Below are 20,983 nucleotides of genomic sequence, written 5' to 3'. Positions count from 1 at the left end.
TTGAGCTGGCGGCAGAGGGTGAGCCCGTCCATAAAGGGCATCTTGATGTCGGTGAGCACCACGTCCGGCCGCAGCTGCTCGGCCAGCTCCAGCGCGTCCTGCCCGTTGGCGGCTTCCCCCGCCAGCACAAAGCCCAGCGCCTCCCAGTCGATGCGGCGGCGGATACCCACCCGCAGCTCTTCCTCGTCATCCACCAACAGGATGCGGTATCCTTCCATTGTATCCCCTCCAAGGGTCATTTGTCTTTCTCAAGGCACCACCGCACAACTTACGGCTACGCCTCAGGCGGCATATCGCGCCAAAATTTTCCGTGATATTTTCCAAAAATGCTCGTCAATCCACCAAGGATTGCCTGCGCTTTTTGGTTCATCTCACAAAAAATTTTCTGGTGCGCTCCACCACCTGAAATTGATGCGGTGCTGCCTGCAAACAACCACCCGACGCGACGATTTTTGCCGCGCCGGGCGTCTGTGCGTTCGGGAACAAACGAAAGGGGGAGACCTACCCATGAAACTTCTGGTAGTGGGCGGCGGCGGCCGGGAACACGCCATTGTGAAAAAACTGAAAGAGAGCGACCTGTGCACTGAGATCCTCTGCGCGCCGGGCAACGGGGGCATCGCCGCCGACGCCCGCTGCGTGCCGGTGGCCGCCACCGACATCGACGGCCAGGTGGAGCTGGCGAAGAAGGAACAGGTGGACTACGTTGTGGTGGCCCCCGATGACCCGCTGGCTCTGGGTCTGGTGGACAGGCTGGCCGAAGCGGGCATCCCCGCCTTTGGCCCCAGCGCCGCCGCGGCCCGCATCGAGGCCAGCAAGGTGTTCAGCAAGAACCTGATGAAGAAATACGGCATCCCCACCGCCGAGTATGAGGTGTTCGACGAGCCGGCGAAGGCCCTCGACTACATCCGCGCCAAGGGCAAATACCCGGTGGTCATCAAGGCGGACGGCCTGGCCCTGGGCAAGGGCGTGCTCATCTGCGAGAGCGAGGAAGCGGCCAAGGAAGCCCTCCATGAAATGATGGAGGAAAAGGTGTTCGGCGCTTCCGGCAGCCGGGTGGTGGTGGAGGAATTCCTCACCGGCCCCGAGGTCAGCGTGCTGGCCTTTGCCGACGGCAAGACCCTGAAACCCATGGCCTCCAGCATGGACCACAAGCGGGCGCTGGACGGCGACAAGGGCCTGAACACCGGCGGCATGGGCACCGTGGCCCCGAACCCCTGCTACACCGCCGAGGCGGCGGCTGAGTGCGAAAAGACCATCTTTGCCCCCACCATGGCGGCCATGGCCGCCGAGGGCTGCCCCTTCAAGGGCTGCCTTTACTTCGGGCTGATGCTCACCCCGAACGGCCCCAAGGTCATCGAGTACAACTGCCGCTTCGGCGACCCCGAGACCCAGGTGGTGCTGCCCCTTTTGAAGAGCGACCTTTTGCGCATCATGCTGGCCTGCACCGAGGGCAAACTGAGCGAGACCCCGGTGGAATTCTCCGCCGAAAGCGCCGCCTGCGTCATTCTGGCCAGCGGCGGCTACCCCGAGCACTATGAAAAAGGCAAGGAAATTTCCGGCCTTGAAAACGGTCAGCTGCCCGGCGGCGAAGGGGTGGTCTACCACGCCGGCACCGCCCTCAAGGACGGCAGGCTGGTCACCTCCGGCGGGCGGGTGCTGGGCGTCACCGCCACCGCCCCCGACCTCAAAACGGCGCTGGAAAAGGCCTACGCCGCCGCCGACAACATTTCCTTCGAAGGGCTGCACCGCCGCAGCGACATCGGTCGCCGGGCGCTGGAGGCCCTGCGGTGAACCCCACAGTTTCAAGGGAGGTACCCATGGTATACAGAGTTTATGTGGAAAAGAAAGCGGGCTTTGACCACGAGGCCCAAAGCCTGCTGAACGAGGTGCGCGGCCTGCTGGGCATCGAGAGCGTCACCGGCCTGCGGCTTTTGAACCGCTACGACGTGGAGGGCATCAGCCGGGAATTGTTCGACTCCTGCGTGCCCACCGTGTTCAGCGAGCCCCCGGTGGACGAAGTCTATGATTCGCTGCCCGCGGCAAAAGCCACCTTCGCGGTGGAGTATCTGCCCGGCCAGTTCGACCAGCGCGCCTCCTCCGCCAGCGAGTGCATCCAGCTCATCAGCCAGGGCGAGCGGCCCCAGGTGCGCACCGCCCGGGTCTACCTGCTGGAGGGCGATGTGACCGCCGAGGAGCTGGAGCGCATCAAAAAGTATGTCATCAACCCGGTGGAAGCCCGCGAAGCTTCCCTGGAAACGGTGGACACCCTGCAGGTGGATTACCCCGTGCCCGCCGACGTGGAGGTGCTGGAGGGCTTTTTGGAGCTGGACGAGGAGGGACTCAAGGACTTCATCGCGAAGCGCGGCCTTGCCATGGACGAGGCGGACATCGCCTTCTGCCAGCAGTATTTCCAGCATGAGGGCCGCGTTCCCACCATTACCGAGATCAAGATGATCGACACCTACTGGAGCGACCACTGCCGTCACACCACCTTCGGCACCATCCTGGAAGAGGTGCGCATCGAGGACGTGCAGGTGAAAAAGGCCTTCGACGCCTACCTGGCCATGCGCAAGGCGGTGTACGCCGGCCGCAAGAAGGACATGTGCCTGATGGACCTTGCCACCATCGGCGGCAAGTACCTCAAGGCCATCGGCAAGCTGAAGGACCTGGACGAATCGGACGAGATCAACGCCTGCACCGTGAAGATCAAGTGCGACGTGGACGGCGAGGAGCAGGACTGGCTGTATCTCTTCAAGAACGAGACCCACAACCACCCCACCGAGATCGAGCCCTTCGGCGGCGCGGCCACCTGCATCGGCGGCGCCATCCGCGACCCCCTGTCCGGCCGCAGCTACGTCTACCAGGCCATGCGCGTCACCGGCGCGGGCGACCCGCTGGTGCCCGTGGCGGACACCCTGCCCGGCAAATTGCCCCAGCGCAAGCTGGTCACCACCGCTGCGGCGGGCTATTCCAGCTACGGCAACCAGATCGGCCTTGCCACCGGCCAGGTGAGCGAGCTGTATCACCCCGGCTACGTGGCCAAGCGCATGGAGATCGGCGCGGTGGTGGGCGCTGCCCCCGCCGCCAACGTCCGGCGTGAGGTGCCCGCCTCCGGCGACATCGTGGTGTTGCTGGGCGGCGCCACCGGCCGCGACGGCTGCGGCGGTGCCACCGGCTCCTCCAAGGCCCACGGCGTCAAGAGCCTGGAGACCTGCGGCGCCGAGGTGCAGAAGGGCAACGCCCCCATCGAGCGCAAGCTGCAGCGTCTGCTGCGCCGGCCGGAGGCCACCCGCCTCATCAAGCGCTGCAACGACTTCGGCGCGGGCGGCGTGAGCGTTGCCATCGGCGAGCTGGCCGACGGCCTTGCCATCGACCTGGACGCCGTGCCCAAGAAGTACGACGGTCTGGACGGCACCGAGCTGGCCATCAGCGAGAGCCAGGAGCGCATGGCCATGGTGCTGGCCCCCGAGGACGTGGAGGCCTTCGTGGCCCTGGCCCACGAGGAGAACCTGGACGCCACCGTGGTGGCCACCGTCACCGAGGAGCCCCGCCTCACCATGACCTGGCGCGGCAAGACCATCGTGGACATCAGCCGCAAGTTCCTGAACTCCAACGGCGCCGAAAAGCACGCCAACGTCCTGGTTTACGACTGCCTGCCCTACGAGCGGGACTGGCAGGGCGACACCTGGGCCGAAAAGATGGAAAATCTCGTCACCGACCTGAACGTCTGCAGCCAGAAGGGCCTTTCCGAGCGGTTTGACTCCACCATCGGCGCGGCCACCGTGCTGATGCCCTTCGGCGGCCGCCGCCAGCTCACCCCGGCCCAGGCCATGGCGGCGAAACTGCCGGTGGACGGCGAGACCACCACCTGCAGCGGCATGGCCTGGGGCTACAACCCCTTCCTGATGGAGAAAAAGCAGTACAGCGGCGCGTATCTGGCGGTCATCGAGAGCGTGGCCAAGCTGGTGGCCAGCGGCTTCGACCACAAAAAGGCTTATCTGACCTTCCAGGAGTACTTCGAGCGCCTGGGCACCGACCCCGAGCGCTGGGGCAAGCCCTTCACCGCCCTGCTGGGCGCGCTGAAGGCCCAGGTGGACCTGGGCATCGCCGCCATCGGCGGCAAGGACAGCATGTCCGGCAGCTTTGAGAAACTGGACGTGCCCCCCACGCTGGTGAGCTTCGCCACCGCCATCGGTACCACCGGCAATGTCATCAGCCCCGAGTTCAAGACCGCGGGCAGCCGGGTGGTCTGGCTGCGCCCGAAATACGACGACCTGCGCCCCGAGCATCACAGCCTGAAAGCGGTGTTCGAGCAGGTGGAGAGCCTCATCGCCGCCGGCAAGGTGCGCTCCGCCTGGACTCCCGGCTACGGCTGCGCCGCCGAGGGCCTGTTCAAGATGTGCCTGGGCAACCGGCTGGGCTTCAAGCTGGCTGACGGCGTGGACCCCGCCGAGCTGTTCAAGCCCGCCTACGGCAGCTTCATACTGGAGCTGACCCGGGACGAGCCGGTGGGCGGCGCCATCGAGCTGGGCACCGTCACCGGAGACTACACCTTCACCCTGGGCGGCGAGGTCATCGGCCTTGACGCGCTGGAGGAGGCCTGGCAGGGCAAGCTGGAGCCGGTGTTCCCCTACCGGGGCAAGGGCGACGAGGTGGAGGAAGTCACATTCACCGCCCCCACCCGCAAGGCCCCGGCCATCGGCGTGGCCAAGCCCAAGGTCATCATTCCCGTGTTCCCCGGCACCAACTGCGAGTACGACACCGCCCGCGCCTTCCGCCGGGCCGGGGCCGAACCCCAGGTGCTTGTCATCAACAACCTCACCCCCGCCGCCGTGGCCGAGAGCTGCGAGGCGCTGGTGAAGGCCATCGATGAAAGCCAGATCGTCATGCTGCCCGGCGGCTTCTCCGGCGGCGACGAGCCGGACGGCAGCGCCAAGTTCATCACCGCCTTCTTCCGGGCCCCCGCCGTCACCGAGGCGGTGCACCGCCTGCTCAAACAGCGGGACGGCCTGATGCTGGGCATCTGCAACGGCTTCCAGGCCCTCATCAAGCTGGGCCTTGTGCCCTTTGGCGAGATTCGCCCCATGGACGAAGGCTGCCCCACCCTCACCTTCAACACCATCGGCCGCCACCAGAGCATGCTGGTGAACACCCGGGTGGCCTCTGACCTCAGCCCCTGGCTCAGCCGCTGCCAGCCCGGCCAGGTGCACACCGTGGCCATCAGCCACGGCGAGGGCCGCTTTGTGGCAAACGACGGGGTGCTGAACGAGCTTTTGAAGAACGGCCAGATCGCCACCCAGTATGTGGACCTTGCTGGCAAGCCCAGCATGGACCTTTCCGCCAACCCCAACGGCAGCGTCTGGGCCATCGAGGGCATTACCAGCCCCGACGGCCGGGTGCTGGGCAAGATGGGCCACACCGAGCGCAGCGGCAACGACCTCTACAAGAACGTGCCGGGCGACAAGTACCAGCCTCTCTTCGAGGGCGGCGTGGACTACTTCCGGCTGTAAGCCGCGCAAAACAGAAAGGGAACGAAGAACACTATGGCAGAACACGACAGATACATTTCCCCCTTCCAGACCCGCTACGCCAGCAAGGAGATGCAGTACATCTTCTCCGACGACAACAAATTCCGTACCTGGCGCAAACTCTGGATCGCCCTGGCCGAGGCCGAGCAGCGGCAGGGCCTTGCCATCACCGACGAGCAGATCGCCCAGCTGAAGGCCCACGCCGACGACATCAACTACGAGGACGCCATCCGCCGGGAGAAGGAGTGCCGTCACGATGTGATGAGCCACGTCTACGCCTACGGCCTGCAGTGCCCGGAGGCCAAGGGCATCATCCATCTGGGCGCCACCAGCTGCTATGTGGGCGACAACACCGACGTCATCGTCATGCGCGAGGCTTTGCAGCTGGTGCGCAAAAAGCTGCTGGGCGTGCTGGGCCTGCTGGCGAAATTCGCCGACGAATACAAGGCCATGCCCTGCCTTGCCTACACCCACGGCCAGCCCGCCCAGCTCACCACGGTGGGCAAGCGGGCCACCCTCTGGGCCAACGAGCTCTATATGGACCTGGAGGAAGTGGACTACCGCATCTCCACCCTGGCCCTGCGGGGCGCGAAGGGCACCACCGGCACCCAGGCCAGCTTTATGGAGCTGTTCGAGGGGGACGAGGAAAAAATCAAGGCCATGGAAGCGGACATCACCGCCGCCATGGGCTTTGACAAGGTGGTTCCGGTGAGCGGCCAGACCTACAGCCGCAAGGTGGACGCGATGGTGCTGAACGCCCTGGCGGGCATCGGCCAGAGTGCCATGAAGCTGGCCACCGACATCCGCCTGCTGGCCAACTTCAAGGAGATGGAGGAGCCCTTCGAGAAGAACCAGATCGGTTCCTCCGCCATGCCCTACAAGCGCAACCCCATGCGCTGCGAGCGGGTGTGCGCCCTGGCCCGTTACCTGATGGTGGACGTGCTGAACCCCGCCTTCACTGCCGGCACCCAGTGGTTCGAGCGCACCCTGGACGACTCCGCCAACAAGCGCATCGCCGTGGCCGAGGCCTTCCTCGCCACCGACTCCATTCTGAATATCCTGCTCAACGTCTGCGACGGGCTGGTGGTCTATCCCAAGGTCATCCGCGCCCGGGTGATGGCCGAGCTGCCCTTCATGGCCAGCGAGAACATCATGATGAAGGCGGTGAAAAAGGGCGGCGACCGTCAGGAGCTCCACGAGCGCCTGCGCCAGCACGCCATCGCCGCGGCGGCCCAGGTCAAGCAGGAGGGCCTTGCCAACGACATGATCCAGCGCATCGAGGCGGACCCCGCCTTCGGCCTCTCCCGTGAGGAGATTGAAGCCGAACTGCGCCCCGAGGCCTTCACCGGCCGCAGCGCCCACCAGGTGGACGAGTTCCTGCGGGACGTGCTGGGCCCGGTGCTGGCGGCGAACCCCGATGCCGCCGGCCAGACCGCCGAGCTGAGCGTCTGATAAAAAACTGCAAAAAACGACGCGCCCCGCAAACGGGGCGCGCCGTTTTTGTTCGGGCCGCGTTGTGTTATAATGAAGAAAAGCGGGGGAGAATGCCCCGAAAGGAGGCCGGGACGATGAACGGCGACGCACTGTGCTTTTTCGACGGCAAGCCGGAGGAATTGGCTCTCTACGAGGCGCTGGAAGCGCGGATATTCTCTGAAATCGAGAACGTGCGGCTCAAGGTGAGCAAAAGCCAAATTTCTTTTTACAGCCGCCGCCTGTTCGCCTGCGTCTCTTTCCTGAGGGCAAAGCGCAAGGCGGAACTGCCCGCCCACTATATCGTCCTCACCCTCGGGCTGGACCGTCCTCTGGACACCCCCCGGGCGGCGGTGGTCACTGAGCCCTACCCCAATCGCTGGACCCACCACTTCGTCCTCTCCCGCAAAGAGGAGATAGACGACGAGCTGATGGGCTGGGTCAAACAGGCGGCGGTCTTTGCCGCTGTTAAGTGAAAAAGCGCCTGGTGCGCCGTATCCCTGCTGCCCTCCTGCACCCTTGATGCCGCTCGGCTCCCTCACACAGCCTCGCCGCCGGAATACCCCCGGCGGCAATTTTTTGCAGAAAAATGGAAAGCACGCTTGACATTTTCGGCGGGTGTGCTATACTCAAATCATGGAAAGCAAACTTTCCATCAGAAGGAGGACGGCCATGAAAAACCGACTGGAAGAACTGCGCAAAGCCCGAGGCCTGCGCCAGGAGGAACTGGCAGACGCGCTGGAGGTGTCCCGCCAGACCATCGGCTCGCTGGAAAACGGGCGCTACAACCCCTCCATCCAGCTGGCCTTCAAGATAGCGCGGTATTTTTCCCTCACCATCGAGGACATTTTTATCTATGAGGAGGAGACAAAATGAAAAAGAACACCCGGAACGTCCTGTTCATTCTTTTGGGCCTGCTGGCCGCGGCGGCGGGGCTGTGGCTGCTGCGCTGCGGAGCGGATCTGGGCGTGGTGTGCACGCTGCCCTACCTCTGCATCGGGGTGGGCTGCGGCCTCTTCGGCCACGGTGCGGGGGAGCTGCTGGCGGCCCGGGCCGTCCAGGGGGACCCGGCGCTGCAAAAAAGGCTGGAAGTGGAGCGCGCCGACGAGCGCAACCGGGCCATTGCCGACCGGGCCAAGGGAAAAGCCTTCGACCAAATGACCTTTGTTTACGGCGCGCTGATGCTCACCTTCGCGCTGATGCAGGTGGAACTGGCGGCGGTGCTGCTGCTGGTGGCGGCCTATCTCTTCGTGGAGTTCAGCGCCGTTTACTACCGGTGCAAACTGGAAAAGCAGATGTGACGCGCAAGAAAAAGGCCGCGGGGGAGACCCCGCGGCCTTTTTTGCGCACAAAGGGCAAAAATTCCCGGCGGACAGGCCAAACGGGGAAGAAATGTGCTATAATCAGTCACATACACATTTCACCGGAAAGGGGACTTCTGCCATGCGCGATCTGCGCCGAATGGACCGAAAACTCAGCGAGGAGGACGCGCTCACCGTTCTGCGGGACTGCGAATACGGCTTTCTTTGCACGGTAAACGAGGACGGCAGCCCCTACGCGGTGCCCATGTGCGCCGCGCTGGTGGGCCGCACCATCTACTTCCACTGCGCCCGGGCGGGTCAGAAGCTGGAAAACCTCACCGCCCGGCCCCGGGCCTGCTTCTCCTGTGTGCTCTACGCCGAGAACCAGCCCAGCAAGTTTACCTATGTCTACGCCAGCTGCGTGGCCGAGGGCAATGTGCGCCTTGTCACCGACGAGGCCGAGCGCCAGGCGGGCATGCGGGCCATCTGCGAAAAGTATTCCGGCGACTGGATGGACGGCCCCGAACACGAGCGGGCCATGCGGGGCATGCCGGCGGTGGTGATGCTGGCCATGGAGGTGGACGCCTTCCAGGGCAAGGGCAACAAGGGCCGTCTTGTGGAGGGTATGTAACGTGCGGCTGGACAAATTCGTGGCGGACGCCGCCCAGCTCACCCGTTCCGCGGCCCGGGGCCTCATCGCCAAAGGTCGGGTCACGGTGAACGGGCAGGTCTGCAAAAAAGCGGACTTTCCCATCAAAGAGGGGGATGCCGTCTGTGCCGACGGCAAATCCCTGGCCAGCGAGGAATATGTATATATCATGCTGAACAAGCCCGCCGGCGTGGTCAGCGCCAGCACCGACGGCCGGGACAAAACGGTGGTGGACCTTTTGGGCGGGGCCTTTCCCCGGCGGCAGCTCTTTCCCGCCGGCCGGCTGGACAAGACCAGCACCGGTTTTGTGCTGCTCACCGACGACGGCGCTTTCGCCCACGACATTCTGGCCCCGAAGCGCCATGTGCCCAAGACCTACCGGGTGGTGCTGGACGCCCCCGTCACCCAGGCGATGGTGGAGGCCTTCGCCGCCGGCGTCACCCTGGCGGACGGCCAGACCATGCAGCCGGCGCTGCTGATCCCGGACGAGGCCGACCCCTTCGCCGCCACCGTGGTGCTGCGGCAGGGAGTCTACCACCAGATCAAGCGGATGTTCGGCGTTCTGGATGTGGGCGTGAACGGGCTGCACCGCACCGCCATCGGCGGCCTTTCGCTGGACGAGAGCCTTGCGCCGGGCGCCTGGCGGCTCATCACGCCGGAAGAAAAGGCCCTGCTGACGACAAGAGAATAAAGCTGAAAAGCGGCCCGGGAGGCCGCTTTTCAAACTTTTTTCAAAGAACCGTCACATTTATATAATAGGATAAAAAAGGTGCCATAGCGCCCCTTTTTGACCCAAAACTCAAAATTACACAATAAATGGCATTTTTTTTGCCCGAAATATGTTGCAAAAGTAAATTCCATTGTGTAATATATACACAGACGTTGTTTGTAATTGTTCAAAATCACAAACGCAGCCGCGAGGCTTATCATCGAATACAAAAAAGGGGAGCATTTCTATGGCGAACAGAGTATTTCAGGGCGTCGTGTACCAGATGAAGGACGCCATTGGGCGTACGGTGGGCGTCGTGGACGAGACCGGCACCGTCATTTCCTGCTCGGATCTGAACATGATCGGCGAAGTGCGGGACGGCTTTGCCGCTGAGCGCCTTTCCGGCGACAGCTTCCAGTGCGGCGGCTGCACCTACCATCAGTTCAGCTCCAACAAACACAACGACTACGCTGTGTATGTGGAGGGCACCGACGAGACCGCCGGCCAGTTCGCCAGCCTGATGGCCATCAGCCTGCAGAGCATCAAGCAGTACCACGACGAGAAGTTCGACAAAGCCAACTTCATCAAGAACGTGGTGCTGGACAACATCCTCCCCGGCGACATCTACGCCAAGGCCCGGGAGCTGCACTTTGCCACCGACGTGTCCCGCGTGGTGCTGCTCATCCGCGTGACCTCCGGCACCGATATCTCCGCCTACGACGTGGTCAGCGGCCTGTTCCCGGACAAGCAGAAGGACTTCGTGTTCAACATCAGCGAGACCGACACCGTTCTGGTGAAGGAGATCCGCCGCGGCATCGACCAGCGGGACATCGAAAAGCTGGCCGCCTCCATTGTGGACACCCTCTCCGGCGAGCACTACATAAAGGCGGTGGTGGGCATCGGCACCCCCATCGGCAACGTGAAGGACCTGGCCACCAGCTTCAAAGAGGCTCAGGTGGCCATGGAAGTGGGCAAGGTGTTCGACACCGAGCAGTCCATCATCAGCTACGATCACCTGGGCATCGCCCGCCTGATCTACCAGCTGCCCACCACCCTGTGCGAGATGTTCCTGCGGGAAGTGTTCAAGCAGGGCAGCATCGAGAGCCTGGACGCCGAGACCCTGTTCACCATCCAGCGCTTCTTCGAGAACAACCTCAACGTCTCCGAGACCAGCCGCGGCCTGTTCGTGCACCGCAACACCCTGGTCTACCGTCTGGAGAAGATCAAGAAGCTCACCGGCCTGGATCTGCGCGAGTTCGACGACGCCATCGTGTTCAAAGTGGCGCTGATGGTCAAGAAGTACCTGAGCGCCAACCCGGCCAAGTATTGATCGCCGCGCTTTTTGCGCCCGCTATGCAATGATGGGGCCCTGCCCCGCGTTTAAAGAACAGAGCCACGCGCCAGCAGGCAGCCGGTCGCCCACCGTGACCGGCTGTTTTGCGCCCCGCGCCACACCACTGAGCAGAGGTATCCCAATGATCGTTTTTGACAATGTCACCAAGGTGTATCCCGGCGGGAACACCGCCCTGAAGAATGTCAGCCTGCACATCCGCAAGGGCGAATTCGTGTTCGTGCTGGGCCACTCCGGCGCGGGCAAATCCACCTTTCTGAAACTTATCCTCCGGGAGGAGAAGGCCACCAGCGGCCATGTTCTGGTGGACGGCAAGGACCTCTCCCGCTTAAAGGAGCGGGAGGTGCCCTATCTGCGCCGCAACATGGGCGTGGTGTTCCAGGACTTCCGCCTCATCCCCTCCATGACCGCCTACGAGAACGTGGCCTTCGCCATGCGGGTGACCAACATCCCCGAAAAGAAGATCGTGGCCCGGGTGCCCTATGTGTTCAACCTGGTGGGGCTTTCCGGCAAGATGGACAAATACCCGGACGAGCTCTCCGGCGGCGAGCAGCAGCGGGTGGCGCTGGCCCGTGCGCTGGTGCACAGCCCCCAGCTCATCATCGCCGACGAGCCCACCGGCAACATCGACCCGGAACTGAGCGTGGAGATGATGGGCCTGCTCAGCGCCATCAACTCGGTGGGCATCACCGTGGTGGTGGTCACTCATGAGCACGAGCTGGCCCGCCGCTTCAGCAAGCGGGTCATCCGCATCGACCACGGCAACGTGGTGGGCGATACCGCCGAGTCGCCGTTGGGGGAGGTGCTGCTGTGAACTGGTCCAGTTTCAAGTATCTGGCCCGCCAGGGCCTGCACAGCATGGTCAAGAACCGGCTGATGAGCGTCGCCAGCATCGGCGTGCTCACCGTCTGCCTGCTCATCACCGGCGTGGCCGGCCTGTTCACCCTCAACGTGGGCAGCCTGATGGATTATCTGGGCAGCCAGAACGAGACGGTGGTCTATCTGAAAGAAGACCTCACCGAAGAAGGCCTTGCCGCGGTGGATTCCGCCCTGCGCAGCATCAGCGGCCTGCGGGAGGTCACCTATGTCTCCAAGGACGAGGCCCTGGAGCGCATGAAGGAGAGCATGGGCGAGAGCGCCTATCTCTTTGACGTGTTCGAGGGCAGCGAGAACCCCTTCTACGCCAACTACCGTGTGGTGCTGGACGACGTGAGCGACCTGCCCGAGATCATGCCTCAGCTGGAGGCCATCGAGGGCGTGGAGTCGGTGGGCGCGCCCATGCAGCTCAGTGAGATGTTCACCAGCGTCCACCAGGGCGTCAGCCTGGTGTGCATCGTGCTGGTGGCAGTGCTGGGCTTCGTCAGTGTGGTAGTCATCAGCAACACCATCCGCCTGACCGTGTTCGCCCGCCGCAAAGAGATCAACATCATGAAGTACGTGGGCGCAACCAACGGCTTCATCCGTCTGCCCTTCTTCGTGGAGGGCGTCACCGTGGGCCTCATCGCGGGCGTCATCTCCACCGTGCTGGTGCTGGGCGCCTATCAGCTGCTGCTGATCTACGCCGTGGAGCTGCCCGGCTTCTGGGGCAGCCTGCTGGGCGGCACGCTGATGCCGCTGTCCAAGGTGTGGTATCTGGTGCTGGGCGGCTTTTTGGCCTTCGGCATGCTCATCGGCAGCCTGGGCACCGCCAGCTCCATCCGCAAATATCTGAAAGTCTGACCGCTTTTTCACAACAGGGGAGGTACCGCCATGAAGCGAATCAAACCCGCGCTGCGCCGCATCATCTGCGGATTGCTGGCGGCATCGATGCTGGCTGCGACGGCCGCTGCGGACTACAAGAGCGAGTGGGAACAGGCCGAGAAGGAACTGGCCGCGGAAAAAGAAAAATACGAGCAGATCGAGAACAACAAGGATAAAGCCCAGGCCCAGAAGCAGAGCCTGAAAAACCAGCAGACCATCATTCTGGATCAGATCGCCCAGGCCATGGAGCAGATCGACCAGAAGAACGTGGAGATCATGAACCAGGAGCAGGTCATCGCCGAAAAGCAGGCGGACATCGACCAGCGCTGGGGCGATTTCAAGGAGCGGATGCAGGCCATGCAGGTCATGCACGACTCCGGCGCGGTGGCCATGATCACCAGCGCCCAGAGCCTTTATGACCTGCTCACCTTCTCCACCACCCTGCAGCAGATCAGCCAGAAGGACACCGAAGTCCTGGAGGAAATGAACGCCCAGAAGGCGGAGCTGGAGGCGGAAAAGCAGGAGCTGGAACAGGCCAAGGCCGATCTGGAGAGCGCCAAGGCCGCCCTGGACGAGAAGTCCGGTCAGCTCAGCGCCAACATCCAGGCCCAGGACGCCACCATCAGCAAGCTGGACGCCGACGCAAAGGCGCAGGAGCAGGTGGTAGCGGAAAAACAGAAGCTGGCCGACGCGGCCGAAGCTGCCTATGAACAGTGGGTGCGTGAGAACGCATCTTCCGGCAGCGGCACCTGCGCCGAGGGCTTCATCTGGCCGCTGCCCTCGGCGGGCCGCGTGACCACCGAGTTCGGCGCAAGCCAGAACGTGAACGGCATCATCAGCACCGGCCATAAGGGCATCGACATCGCCATCGCCGGCGGCACCCCCATCTATGCCGCCCACAACGGCACCGTGGCGGCCACCACCGGCCACTCCAGCTACGGCAACGTGGTCATGATCGACAACGGCGACGGCATCACCACCCTCTACGCCCACATGCAGTCGGCGGCCATCGTCGGCGTGGGCCAGACGGTGACCCAGGGCCAGGTGATCGGCTATGTGGGCTCCACCGGCAATTCCACCGGCAACCATCTGCACTTTGAGGTGCGGGTGAACGGGGTGTGTCAGAACCCCCGCAACTATATCAGTCCCCCGTGACGGGAGGGAGGAAGACCCCAATGAATCATAAACCCTTTGTGCGCATCGTCTGCCTGGTGATCGCGGCCTTGATGACCGTTTCGGTGCTCAGCACCGTCATTTTCCAGCTGGCATACGGATTCTGACCCGGAAGGAGTGCCCATGAACAAGAAAATCAGCGTCAGCCTGGCGCTTACCATTGCCATCATCGCCATGACGGTCACCTTCTCGGTGACCATGATTCTGGCGCGGCAGATCTTCGACCAGACCATCCCCTCGGTGCAGGAGAAGGAGAGCATGTACTCCAAGCTGGCGGAGCTGGATAAATATGTGCGCGCCAACTACTATGGCGACATCCAGGATGCCACCCTCTTCGACATGATCAGCTACGGCTACGTCCTGGGCACCGGCGACCGCAACGCCACCTACTACACCGCCAAGCAGTACACCGAGCTGCTGGAAGTGCAAAGCGGCAACATCGTGGGCGTGGGCGTGGATGTGGTGAAGGACACCTCCGGCTACGCGCGCATCACCCAGGTTTACGCCGGCAGCCCCGCCGAGGAGCTGGGCCTGCAGGTGGGCGGCTTCATCACCGCCATCGACGGCGCCGACGTGAAAAACCTCACCCGCGACAACGTGCTCACCCGCCTGCAGGGCGAGAGCGGAACCCAGGTGGCCCTGAGCTACATGTCGCCGGATTCCGAGACGATGGAATACACCGTCATCCGCAGCAAATACGTCATTCCCAGCGTGGAGTACCAGATGATGGAGGACTCCATCGGCTACATCAAGATCATCCAGTTCGACTCCACCACCATCACCCAGTTCAGCAAGGCGGTGAACGACCTTACCGGCCAGGGCGCCACGGCGCTGGTTTTTGACGTGCGCGGCAACGCCGGCGGTCTGCTCAGCGCGGCGGTGGACTGCATCGACCTGCTGGTGCCCAAGGGGGACATCGTCTGGGCCGAGTACAAGACCGGCGAGCGCACCCTGATGGGCGAGAGCGATGAGTCCAGCGTGGACCTGCCCATGGTGGTCCTGGTGGACGGCCAGACCGCCAGCAGCGCCGAGCTGTTCGCTGAGAGCCTGCGCCAGTTCTCCGGCGCCCAGCTGGTGGGCCAGAAGACCTACGGCAAGGGCACCATCCAGGCGGAACCCCACCGCATGAGCGACGGCAGCGCCGTGGTCATCACGGTGGCCAAGATGATCACCGCCAACGGTGAGAGCTTTGACGGCACCGGCCTTGCCGTGGACATCGAGGTTGCCCCCGGCACCAACACCGACGCCGGCGCGCCGCTGACCAGCGACCCGCAGGTGAGCCGTGCTTTGGCGGCGGCCAAGCTGCTCACCGGCGCTTCTTCCGGCAGTGAGAGCACTTCCACGGGCGATTCCGCCCCCGCGTCGGACAGCACTGCGGAGGGAACTGCCTCTGCGGCTTCCGGCGAAGAGTAAGCATTTTGACAGGGCAGCGACCCGCCCAAGGGGCGCTGCCCTGATTTTTTCAGAAAGGCAGGCTTTTTATGCCCAACCTCACCGATCTGTCCACCATCCGCGATCTGTGCGCGCGGTATGATTTTGCCCTCTCCAAGGGCTTTGGCCAGAACTTCATCGTCAACCCCGGCGTCTGCCCCAAGATCGTGGAGGCCGCCGGCATCGACAAGGACTGGGGCGTGCTGGAGGTCGGCCCCGGCGTGGGCGTGCTCACCAAGGAGCTGGCCCTGCGGGCGAAGAAGGTTGTAGCGGTGGAGGTGGACAAACGTCTGCCGCCCCTGCTGGCAGAGACGCTGGCCGAATTCGACAATGTGGAAATTGTCCTTGAGGATATACTGAAAGTAGATATCGCGGGGCTCATCCGGGAAAAATTCCCCGGCATGCCGGTGGCGGTGTGCGCCAATCTGCCCTACTATATCACCAGCCCCATCCTGATGCGCCTTTTGGAGGAAAAGCTGCCCATCCGCCACATCACGGTGATGGTGCAGAAGGAGGCCGCCCAGCGCATTACCGCCGCCCCGGGCAGCCGGGAGGCGGGGGCCATCAGCTACGCGGTGGCCTATTATGCCCAGCCGCGGATGCTGTTCAGCGTTCAGCCGGGCAGCTTTTACCCGCCGCCGAAGGTCACCAGCGCAGTGATCCAGCTGGCGGTGCGTCCCACTCCTGCGGTGGAAACGCCGGACGAGGCGGGCTTTTTCCGGCTCATCCGGGCAGCCTTCAGCCAGCGGCGCAAAACGGCGGCAAACTCGGTCAGCAGCGCGCTGGGCGTGCCCAAGGCCGCGGTGGCCGTGGCGCTGGAGGCGGCGGGCCTGCCCGCTACGGCCCGGCCGGAGCAGCTGACGCTGGAGGATTTCTGCCGCCTGCAGCAGCAGATGGCGGCGCTGGAGGCTTAAAGCACCGGGGCCAAAAAGCCCTTGCCCCGGCGGCGTAGTTTTGTTATAATGTCCTTACGGCGTTTTTTGCGCCGTTCTGAGCCGGCATAGCACAGCTGGTAGTGCAGCTGATTTGTAATCAGCAGGTCGGGGGTTCGAATCCGTCTGCCGGCTCCACGTCGGAGCAAAGTTCGCTTTGCTCCGGCGCTTTTTTATGCTTTCAGCACAAAAAAGCGCCATCCACTCGCTCCCTTGCTCCTCCTTCTCCCCATGAAACTTTGCTTCGCAAACTTTCGCGGGGGCCCCGGCCGCCCCGTGGGCGGCAAAGTGCAAGCGGCGTATCGCTTGCGACGAGTTTTTTGTTTCACAAAAAGCTCATCGCGCGCTCACTCTGCTGCTCCTCGTTTCCCCACGAAACTTTGCTTCGCAAATTTTCGCGGGGGCCTCAGCCGCCTTGCAGGCGGCCATGCGGGGGCGGCGTGTCGCTTGCCGCGCGTCGCCTTCATTTCGCCGCTTGTTTCTTGACAAAAGGCGGGGGATATGCTATGCTGTTTCGCAAATCATACGAAAGGGAAGCGTGACGCGTAAAAGCCATGGACGACGGCGACAGTACCGGCGAAGAAAACCCTCCTCTGTTTCACATATTGCATTTTATCGGACATAGCCTGTGCCTGCGAGAGTAGGCGCCGGGCAATGTCCGTTTGTGTTTTTATGTGAATGTTCTCAAGGAGGACCATATTTTGAAAGATTCTCTTGTTCTCATGCTTTTGCTTCAGGCGGCGCTGATCGGCCTCAACGCTGTGTTTGCCTGCGCCGAGATCGCCGTCATCTCCATGAACGACACCCGGCTGGCCCGGCTGGCCGCCTCCGGCGACAAGCGGGCCGTGCGCCTCGCCCGGCTCACCAGCCAGCCTGCCCGCTTCCTGGCCACCATCCAGGTGGCCATCACCCTGTCCGGCTTTCTGGGCAGCGCCTTTGCGGCGGAAAACTTTTCCGACGGCCTGGTGGACTGGCTGCTGAGCCTGGGCGTTCCGGTGCCCGCCGCCACCCTGGACGCCGCCGCGGTGGTGATCATCACGCTGGTGCTCTCCTACTTCACGCTGGTTTTCGGCGAATTGGTGCCCAAGCGTCTGGCTATGCGCAAGGCAGAGCCCCTGGCTCTGGGCATGTCCGCGCTGCTCTGCGCCATCGCCCGGCTGTGCGCGCCGCTGGTCTGGCTGCTCACCGCCTCCACCAACGCCGTGCTTCGCTTGCTGGGCGTGGACCCCAATGCCCACGAGGAGACCGTCAGCGAGGAAGAGATCCGCATGATGGTGGACGCGGGCAGCGAGAAGGGCGTCATCGACCGCAGCGAAAAGGAGTTCATCCAGAACGTGTTCGAGTTCGACGACCGCACCGCCGGCGAGATCGCCACCCACCGCACCGAGGTGCAGCTGCTGCGCATGGAGGAGGGGGAAGATGCGTGGGACCGCGCCATCCGCAGCGGCCGCCACAGCCTGTATCCCGTCTGCGAGGGCAGCGCCGACAACGTGGTGGGCGTGCTGAACGCCCGGGACTACCTCTGTCTGGAGGACAAAAGCCGTGCCGCCGTGATGACCGGTGCGGTGCGCCCCGCCTATTTCGTGCCGGAGTGCGTGGGGGCGGACGTGCTGTTCCGCAACATGAAGCGCACCCGGAACACCATGGCGGTGGTGCTGGACGAGTACGGCGGCCTGGAGGGCATCGTGACCATGAACGACCTGCTGGAACAGCTGGTGGGCGAATTGGACGGTGACGAGGAGACCCCGCCGGTGCAGGCGGCGGGCCCGGGCGTCTGGCAGGTGCGGGGCGACGCGGAACTCACCGAAGTGGCCGCGGCGCTGGACATGCCCCTGCCCTGCGATGAATACGAGACCTTCAACGGCCTGGTGCTGGGTGCGCTGGGTTCCATCCCGCCCGACGGATCCACGCTGGAGGTGGAGACGGCCGGCCTGACGATCCGCGTCACCGAGCTGCGTTCCCATCAGGTAAAGACCGCGCTGGTGCGCCGCGCTCCGGAGCCGGAAACCGACAGCTGAACAATGCCGCCGCCCCCGATGACGGGGCGGCGGCGTTTTTTCGAAGGCCTTTCAAAAGAGAAAAAGGTGTATTGTAATGAAGTAAAATGCGGTCGAGAGACTGTTTTTGCGGAAAACAAGGGAAAAGAGGAATCATTTATGGAAGAGACAATGGCGGCAGCGCCGCAGCAGGTGCAGAAGAAGACCGGCTTTTGGAAAACGATGCTGGAAACGCTCAAGACCAGCCTTGCCCCCACGGCCATCATGGCGGTGTTCTGGCTGGTGCTCAGCTGGGCGAAAGCCGCGGGCATCCAGTGGGCCATTCTGTGGCCCTTCCAGTTCCTCACCGGCGCGCTGGCCGGCATGGAGGGCAGCGCTTTAGGCGGTACCATCGGCAAAGCCATCCTGCTGGTGTGCTTTAACAGCCTGTTCCGGGGCCTTTTGATGCACCGCAAGTGGGACGGCCGCCGCCGGGACAACGTGAAAAGCGAGCTGAAAGCCCAGACCAAGGCCCAGCTGTTCGCCCGCATCCCCCAGTATTCCAACCTCAAGCTGCTCTGGAAGGACCGCTCCCCCCACATGCTGGCGGCGGGCCTTTGGGGCAGCGCGGCTGCGTTGGCGGCCTATCCCTTCCTCACCGGCGACGGCAGCGCGGTGAACAGCATGGTCTGCGTGGCGCTGTTCCTGACCATCGGCGGCCAGATTGCCCGTCAGCGGGGCCTGCTCATCACCCTGCTCAATATCCTGCTGGCCAAAAAGGCCCTGCGCACGGTGAACCGCGGCGTGATCGACCGCGTCTTTGCCGGCTTCGCCGTGGGCATGGCGGCGGCGGTGCCCCTGTCTCTCACCAAAAACCTGAGTGTGACCTTCCTGTGGCCCCTGCTGGCCCGGGGCCTGCCCATCCTGCTGGCGCTGCTGGGCATTTTCTGCCTTGTGCGGCCCCGGCTGGCCGCGGCAAAGGCGAAAAAGGCAGCGGCCGCTGCAGGCGGCGGGGAGGCGCAGGGCAAATGAACAAGAAACTCATTCGGCGCGCACTGGCCTTGGCCGGCGCAGCCTCGCTGTGTCTTGCCTGTGCCGCACCGGTGTTCGCGGCGGATTTTGAAGAACCCCTCCGGGAGATTCACTTGTCCGTGTCCGAAGGAAACGGGTATTACAGCAATCGGATCGGAACAGCAGAAGGAGTTTGGAAGGATTCGCTTCTTTTGAAGGCGGGAGAAAGCTTGGACTTTGTCTGCGAAAGCACCTACAGTATTTCTGAATTTGGTCAAGCCAGGAATGGATTGAACTCAAAATTCTGTTATTTGTCATCCGACGGAGGCACAGCCCCCTTCCCGCATCAGTTCGCCGGGCCGATCATTCTTGGGGTAAGTGAAGATTCAGTTATATTCGGAAAGTTTGTTCCCGACACAGAGATGAAACAGACGGTCCGTTTTTCCAACTTCAAATTGGGGCCAGAGAGTACAGTCAAAAACACGCAAGGGCTCGAGTATGTGTACGCCGAGATTCAGACGGATATTGAGGTCGAGATCACAGCTGTGTTGCAGGCAATAGCGGAGATCCCAGCGCCGGATCTGATCATGCAGGACGGTGTGGCGCTTTTCCCGGATGAGGCGGCGGCTACCACCTACCGGGAACTGGCGAAGAATGCGCTGGATGCGCCTGCATCGCAGCTCCAAAATCCGACCGAAGCGGTTTATCGCTATTCTTGCAGCGCAAACTGGTGTCCCGCAACATCTTATATTCTTCACGAGACGAAGGATCTCACCTGTTATTTACCCACGAGAACTACCTACGAATTCCAAGGGGAGACCATAGTATATCAGGCGCAGTGGGAATATGCGGGGAACAGCAATTCGTTGCTGGGAATGCAGGAATATGTGCCCTTTGATGAATACGGCGGTGTAGAACTGATTGGTATTGACTGGCTTCCCACGGGTTTGGGAGGCTCAAAGTCCTCCGCCACCCGCACCGTGGCCACCACCGCAGGCGCGGCGGCGCTGGGCCTGGGCGGCGGCGCGGTGCTGAACGGAATGTCCACCGCGTTGGAGAACACCCCCTTCGCCAGGCGCCGGGAGGACTTTGAGGACCCGGACGTTCCCGATGATACCCCCGACCTGCCCGAAGAGGATACCCCTGCGGTGTCGGTCAGCTTCTACCGACCTTTCGACGACCTGGTGAACACCAAAGGCGCGGCGGTGGATATCCAGCTCACCGTAAACGGCGGCGAAGGGCTGCACTGGAATTATCTGCCCACCGCCATCTGCCCCGAGGGGCTGAAAGCGGTGATCCCGGCGGTAGTGGGTTCTTCCAACACGGCCACGCTGGTGCTGAACCTCACCGGCGCGGCGATGAAAAAACCTCACATCCCCGTGTTCATCACGGTGGTGGCCTGGGCCGCGGGCGCGGACGGGCGTATGCTCAAGACCACCGGCACCATGGAGCTGCAGCTCCACCGCCCCGGCCTGGAGGCCGAGCGCACGGCGGACGGCAGGTTGAAAGTGACCCTCTACGCCGACGGCAACCTGGACGGCGTGGCGGAAAAGGTGGTTTTGAAGCCCCAGCAGTACACCTGCACCGAAGAGGCCGACGGTACGCTGGCCATCGAGGCGAAGCCTCCCTACAAGGGCAGCTGCCGCCTGCAAGCAGGGGAGTAAACAGAACAAAAAGAGGGCCCGCCGCGAAAGCGGCGGGCCCTCTTTTTG

Annotated in this window: 18 protein-coding genes and 1 tRNA gene; 18 read left to right on the top strand and 1 reads right to left on the bottom strand. The window is 63.2% G+C overall.

The window, feature by feature from the left end:
• On the bottom strand, nt 1-218 hold a 218-nt coding region (locus ACMNAY_RS00465), incomplete at its 3' end, for a response regulator (protein ID WP_418717967.1).
• Between the two features lie 289 nt (nt 219-507).
• Between ACMNAY_RS00465 and purD the strand changes: the two genes are divergently transcribed.
• The 18 genes from purD to ACMNAY_RS00375 all read left to right on the top strand — a co-directional run bounded on the left by purD (nt 508) and on the right by ACMNAY_RS00375 (nt 20,935).
• A complete protein-coding gene (purD, locus tag ACMNAY_RS00460) occupies nt 508-1,791 on the top strand; it encodes a phosphoribosylamine--glycine ligase (RefSeq protein ID WP_418717966.1) in 1,284 nt (427 codons plus the stop codon).
• A 26-nt stretch (nt 1,792-1,817) separates the two neighbouring features.
• Nucleotides 1,818-5,510, top strand: a complete 3,693-nt coding sequence (locus ACMNAY_RS00455; protein ID WP_418717965.1) for a phosphoribosylformylglycinamidine synthase — start codon at nt 1,818-1,820, stop codon at nt 5,508-5,510.
• 33 nt (nt 5,511-5,543) lie between these two features.
• Complete coding sequence (gene purB / locus ACMNAY_RS00450; protein ID WP_418717964.1) at nt 5,544-6,980, top strand: adenylosuccinate lyase; 1,437 nt, start codon at nt 5,544-5,546, stop codon at nt 6,978-6,980.
• 116 nt (nt 6,981-7,096) lie between these two features.
• Nucleotides 7,097-7,474: a DUF5655 domain-containing protein gene (locus tag ACMNAY_RS00445; RefSeq protein WP_418717963.1), complete on the top strand. Its 378-nt coding sequence runs from the start codon at nt 7,097-7,099 to the stop codon at nt 7,472-7,474.
• A gap of 196 nt (nt 7,475-7,670) precedes the next feature.
• Nucleotides 7,671-7,874: a helix-turn-helix transcriptional regulator gene (locus ACMNAY_RS00440; protein WP_177522141.1), complete on the top strand. Its 204-nt coding sequence runs from the start codon at nt 7,671-7,673 to the stop codon at nt 7,872-7,874.
• The gene (locus tag ACMNAY_RS00435; RefSeq protein ID WP_418717962.1) at nt 7,871-8,299 is read left to right on the top strand and encodes a hypothetical protein; all 429 of its coding nucleotides are present in this window, start codon (nt 7,871-7,873) and stop codon (nt 8,297-8,299) included. The genes ACMNAY_RS00440 and ACMNAY_RS00435 overlap by 4 nt, the downstream gene beginning before the upstream one ends.
• Nucleotides 8,300-8,441: 142 nt before the next feature.
• Entirely contained in the window at nt 8,442-8,930 is a 489-nt protein-coding gene (locus ACMNAY_RS00430; protein ID WP_330059120.1) for a pyridoxamine 5'-phosphate oxidase family protein, read from the top strand.
• Between the two features lies 1 nt (nt 8,931).
• Nucleotides 8,932-9,639: a pseudouridine synthase gene (locus ACMNAY_RS00425; RefSeq protein ID WP_418717961.1), complete on the top strand. Its 708-nt coding sequence runs from the start codon at nt 8,932-8,934 to the stop codon at nt 9,637-9,639.
• 265 nt (nt 9,640-9,904) lie between these two features.
• Nucleotides 9,905-10,987 (top strand): PucR family transcriptional regulator, encoded by a 1,083-nt coding sequence (locus tag ACMNAY_RS00420; RefSeq protein WP_394969312.1) that lies wholly within the window; start codon nt 9,905-9,907, stop codon nt 10,985-10,987.
• Nucleotides 10,988-11,132: 145 nt separating this feature from the next.
• Nucleotides 11,133-11,822, top strand: coding sequence for a cell division ATP-binding protein FtsE (ftsE, locus tag ACMNAY_RS00415; protein ID WP_394969313.1), 690 nt, complete (start codon nt 11,133-11,135; stop codon nt 11,820-11,822).
• Nucleotides 11,819-12,727, top strand: a complete 909-nt coding sequence (ftsX, locus tag ACMNAY_RS00410) for a permease-like cell division protein FtsX (RefSeq protein ID WP_394975162.1) — start codon at nt 11,819-11,821, stop codon at nt 12,725-12,727. The genes ftsE and ftsX overlap by 4 nt, the downstream gene beginning before the upstream one ends.
• 30 nt (nt 12,728-12,757) lie before the next feature.
• Nucleotides 12,758-13,903 carry a murein hydrolase activator EnvC family protein gene (locus ACMNAY_RS00405; RefSeq protein ID WP_394975160.1) on the top strand — a complete coding sequence of 382 codons (1,146 nt, stop codon included), beginning with the start codon at nt 12,758-12,760 and terminating at the stop codon, nt 13,901-13,903.
• 141 nt (nt 13,904-14,044) lie between these two features.
• Entirely contained in the window at nt 14,045-15,334 is a 1,290-nt protein-coding gene (locus tag ACMNAY_RS00400; RefSeq protein ID WP_418717960.1) for a S41 family peptidase, read from the top strand.
• A 68-nt stretch (nt 15,335-15,402) separates the two neighbouring features.
• The gene (gene rsmA, locus ACMNAY_RS00395; RefSeq protein WP_394975156.1) at nt 15,403-16,266 is read left to right on the top strand and encodes a 16S rRNA (adenine(1518)-N(6)/adenine(1519)-N(6))-dimethyltransferase RsmA; all 864 of its coding nucleotides are present in this window, start codon (nt 15,403-15,405) and stop codon (nt 16,264-16,266) included.
• A gap of 80 nt (nt 16,267-16,346) precedes the next feature.
• A tRNA-Thr gene (locus ACMNAY_RS00390) sits at nt 16,347-16,422 on the top strand.
• Between the two features lie 563 nt (nt 16,423-16,985).
• Entirely contained in the window at nt 16,986-18,302 is a 1,317-nt protein-coding gene (locus ACMNAY_RS00385; RefSeq protein WP_418717959.1) for a hemolysin family protein, read from the top strand.
• 138 nt (nt 18,303-18,440) lie between these two features.
• Nucleotides 18,441-19,292 (top strand): hypothetical protein, encoded by an 852-nt coding sequence (locus ACMNAY_RS00380; protein ID WP_418717958.1) that lies wholly within the window; start codon nt 18,441-18,443, stop codon nt 19,290-19,292.
• Nucleotides 19,293-20,137: 845 nt separating this feature from the next.
• The gene (locus ACMNAY_RS00375; RefSeq protein ID WP_418717957.1) at nt 20,138-20,935 is read left to right on the top strand and encodes a hypothetical protein; all 798 of its coding nucleotides are present in this window, start codon (nt 20,138-20,140) and stop codon (nt 20,933-20,935) included.
• Nucleotides 20,936-20,983: the final 48 nt, after the last annotated feature.

Origin of the sequence: Candidatus Allofournierella merdipullorum (assembly GCF_048426865.1) — a bacterium.
In the GTDB taxonomy this organism is placed as follows: domain Bacteria; phylum Bacillota; class Clostridia; order Oscillospirales; family Ruminococcaceae; genus Allofournierella_A; species Allofournierella_A merdipullorum.
This window is presented reverse-complemented; position numbering and strand designations above follow the sequence as displayed.

Bases quoted from the DNA above. Each gene is read 5' to 3' on its own strand.
- ACMNAY_RS00420 (WP_394969312.1), top strand. From the start codon at position 9,905: ATGGCGAACAGAGTATTTCAGGGCGTCGTGTACCAGATGAAGGACGCC.
- ACMNAY_RS00440 (WP_177522141.1), top strand. From the start codon at position 7,671: ATGAAAAACCGACTGGAAGAACTGCGCAAAGCCCGAGGCCTGCGCCAG.
- ACMNAY_RS00445 (WP_418717963.1), top strand. From the start codon at position 7,097: ATGAACGGCGACGCACTGTGCTTTTTCGACGGCAAGCCGGAGGAATTG.
- ACMNAY_RS00400 (WP_418717960.1), top strand. From the start codon at position 14,045: ATGAACAAGAAAATCAGCGTCAGCCTGGCGCTTACCATTGCCATCATC.
- ACMNAY_RS00455 (WP_418717965.1), top strand. From the start codon at position 1,818: ATGGTATACAGAGTTTATGTGGAAAAGAAAGCGGGCTTTGACCACGAG.
- ACMNAY_RS00430 (WP_330059120.1), top strand. From the start codon at position 8,442: ATGCGCGATCTGCGCCGAATGGACCGAAAACTCAGCGAGGAGGACGCG.
- ftsE (WP_394969313.1), top strand. From the start codon at position 11,133: ATGATCGTTTTTGACAATGTCACCAAGGTGTATCCCGGCGGGAACACC.
- ACMNAY_RS00380 (WP_418717958.1), top strand. From the start codon at position 18,441: ATGGAAGAGACAATGGCGGCAGCGCCGCAGCAGGTGCAGAAGAAGACC.
- ACMNAY_RS00435 (WP_418717962.1), top strand. From the start codon at position 7,871: ATGAAAAAGAACACCCGGAACGTCCTGTTCATTCTTTTGGGCCTGCTG.
- ACMNAY_RS00405 (WP_394975160.1), top strand. From the start codon at position 12,758: ATGAAGCGAATCAAACCCGCGCTGCGCCGCATCATCTGCGGATTGCTG.
- purB (WP_418717964.1), top strand. From the start codon at position 5,544: ATGGCAGAACACGACAGATACATTTCCCCCTTCCAGACCCGCTACGCC.
- purD (WP_418717966.1), top strand. From the start codon at position 508: ATGAAACTTCTGGTAGTGGGCGGCGGCGGCCGGGAACACGCCATTGTG.
- rsmA (WP_394975156.1), top strand. From the start codon at position 15,403: ATGCCCAACCTCACCGATCTGTCCACCATCCGCGATCTGTGCGCGCGG.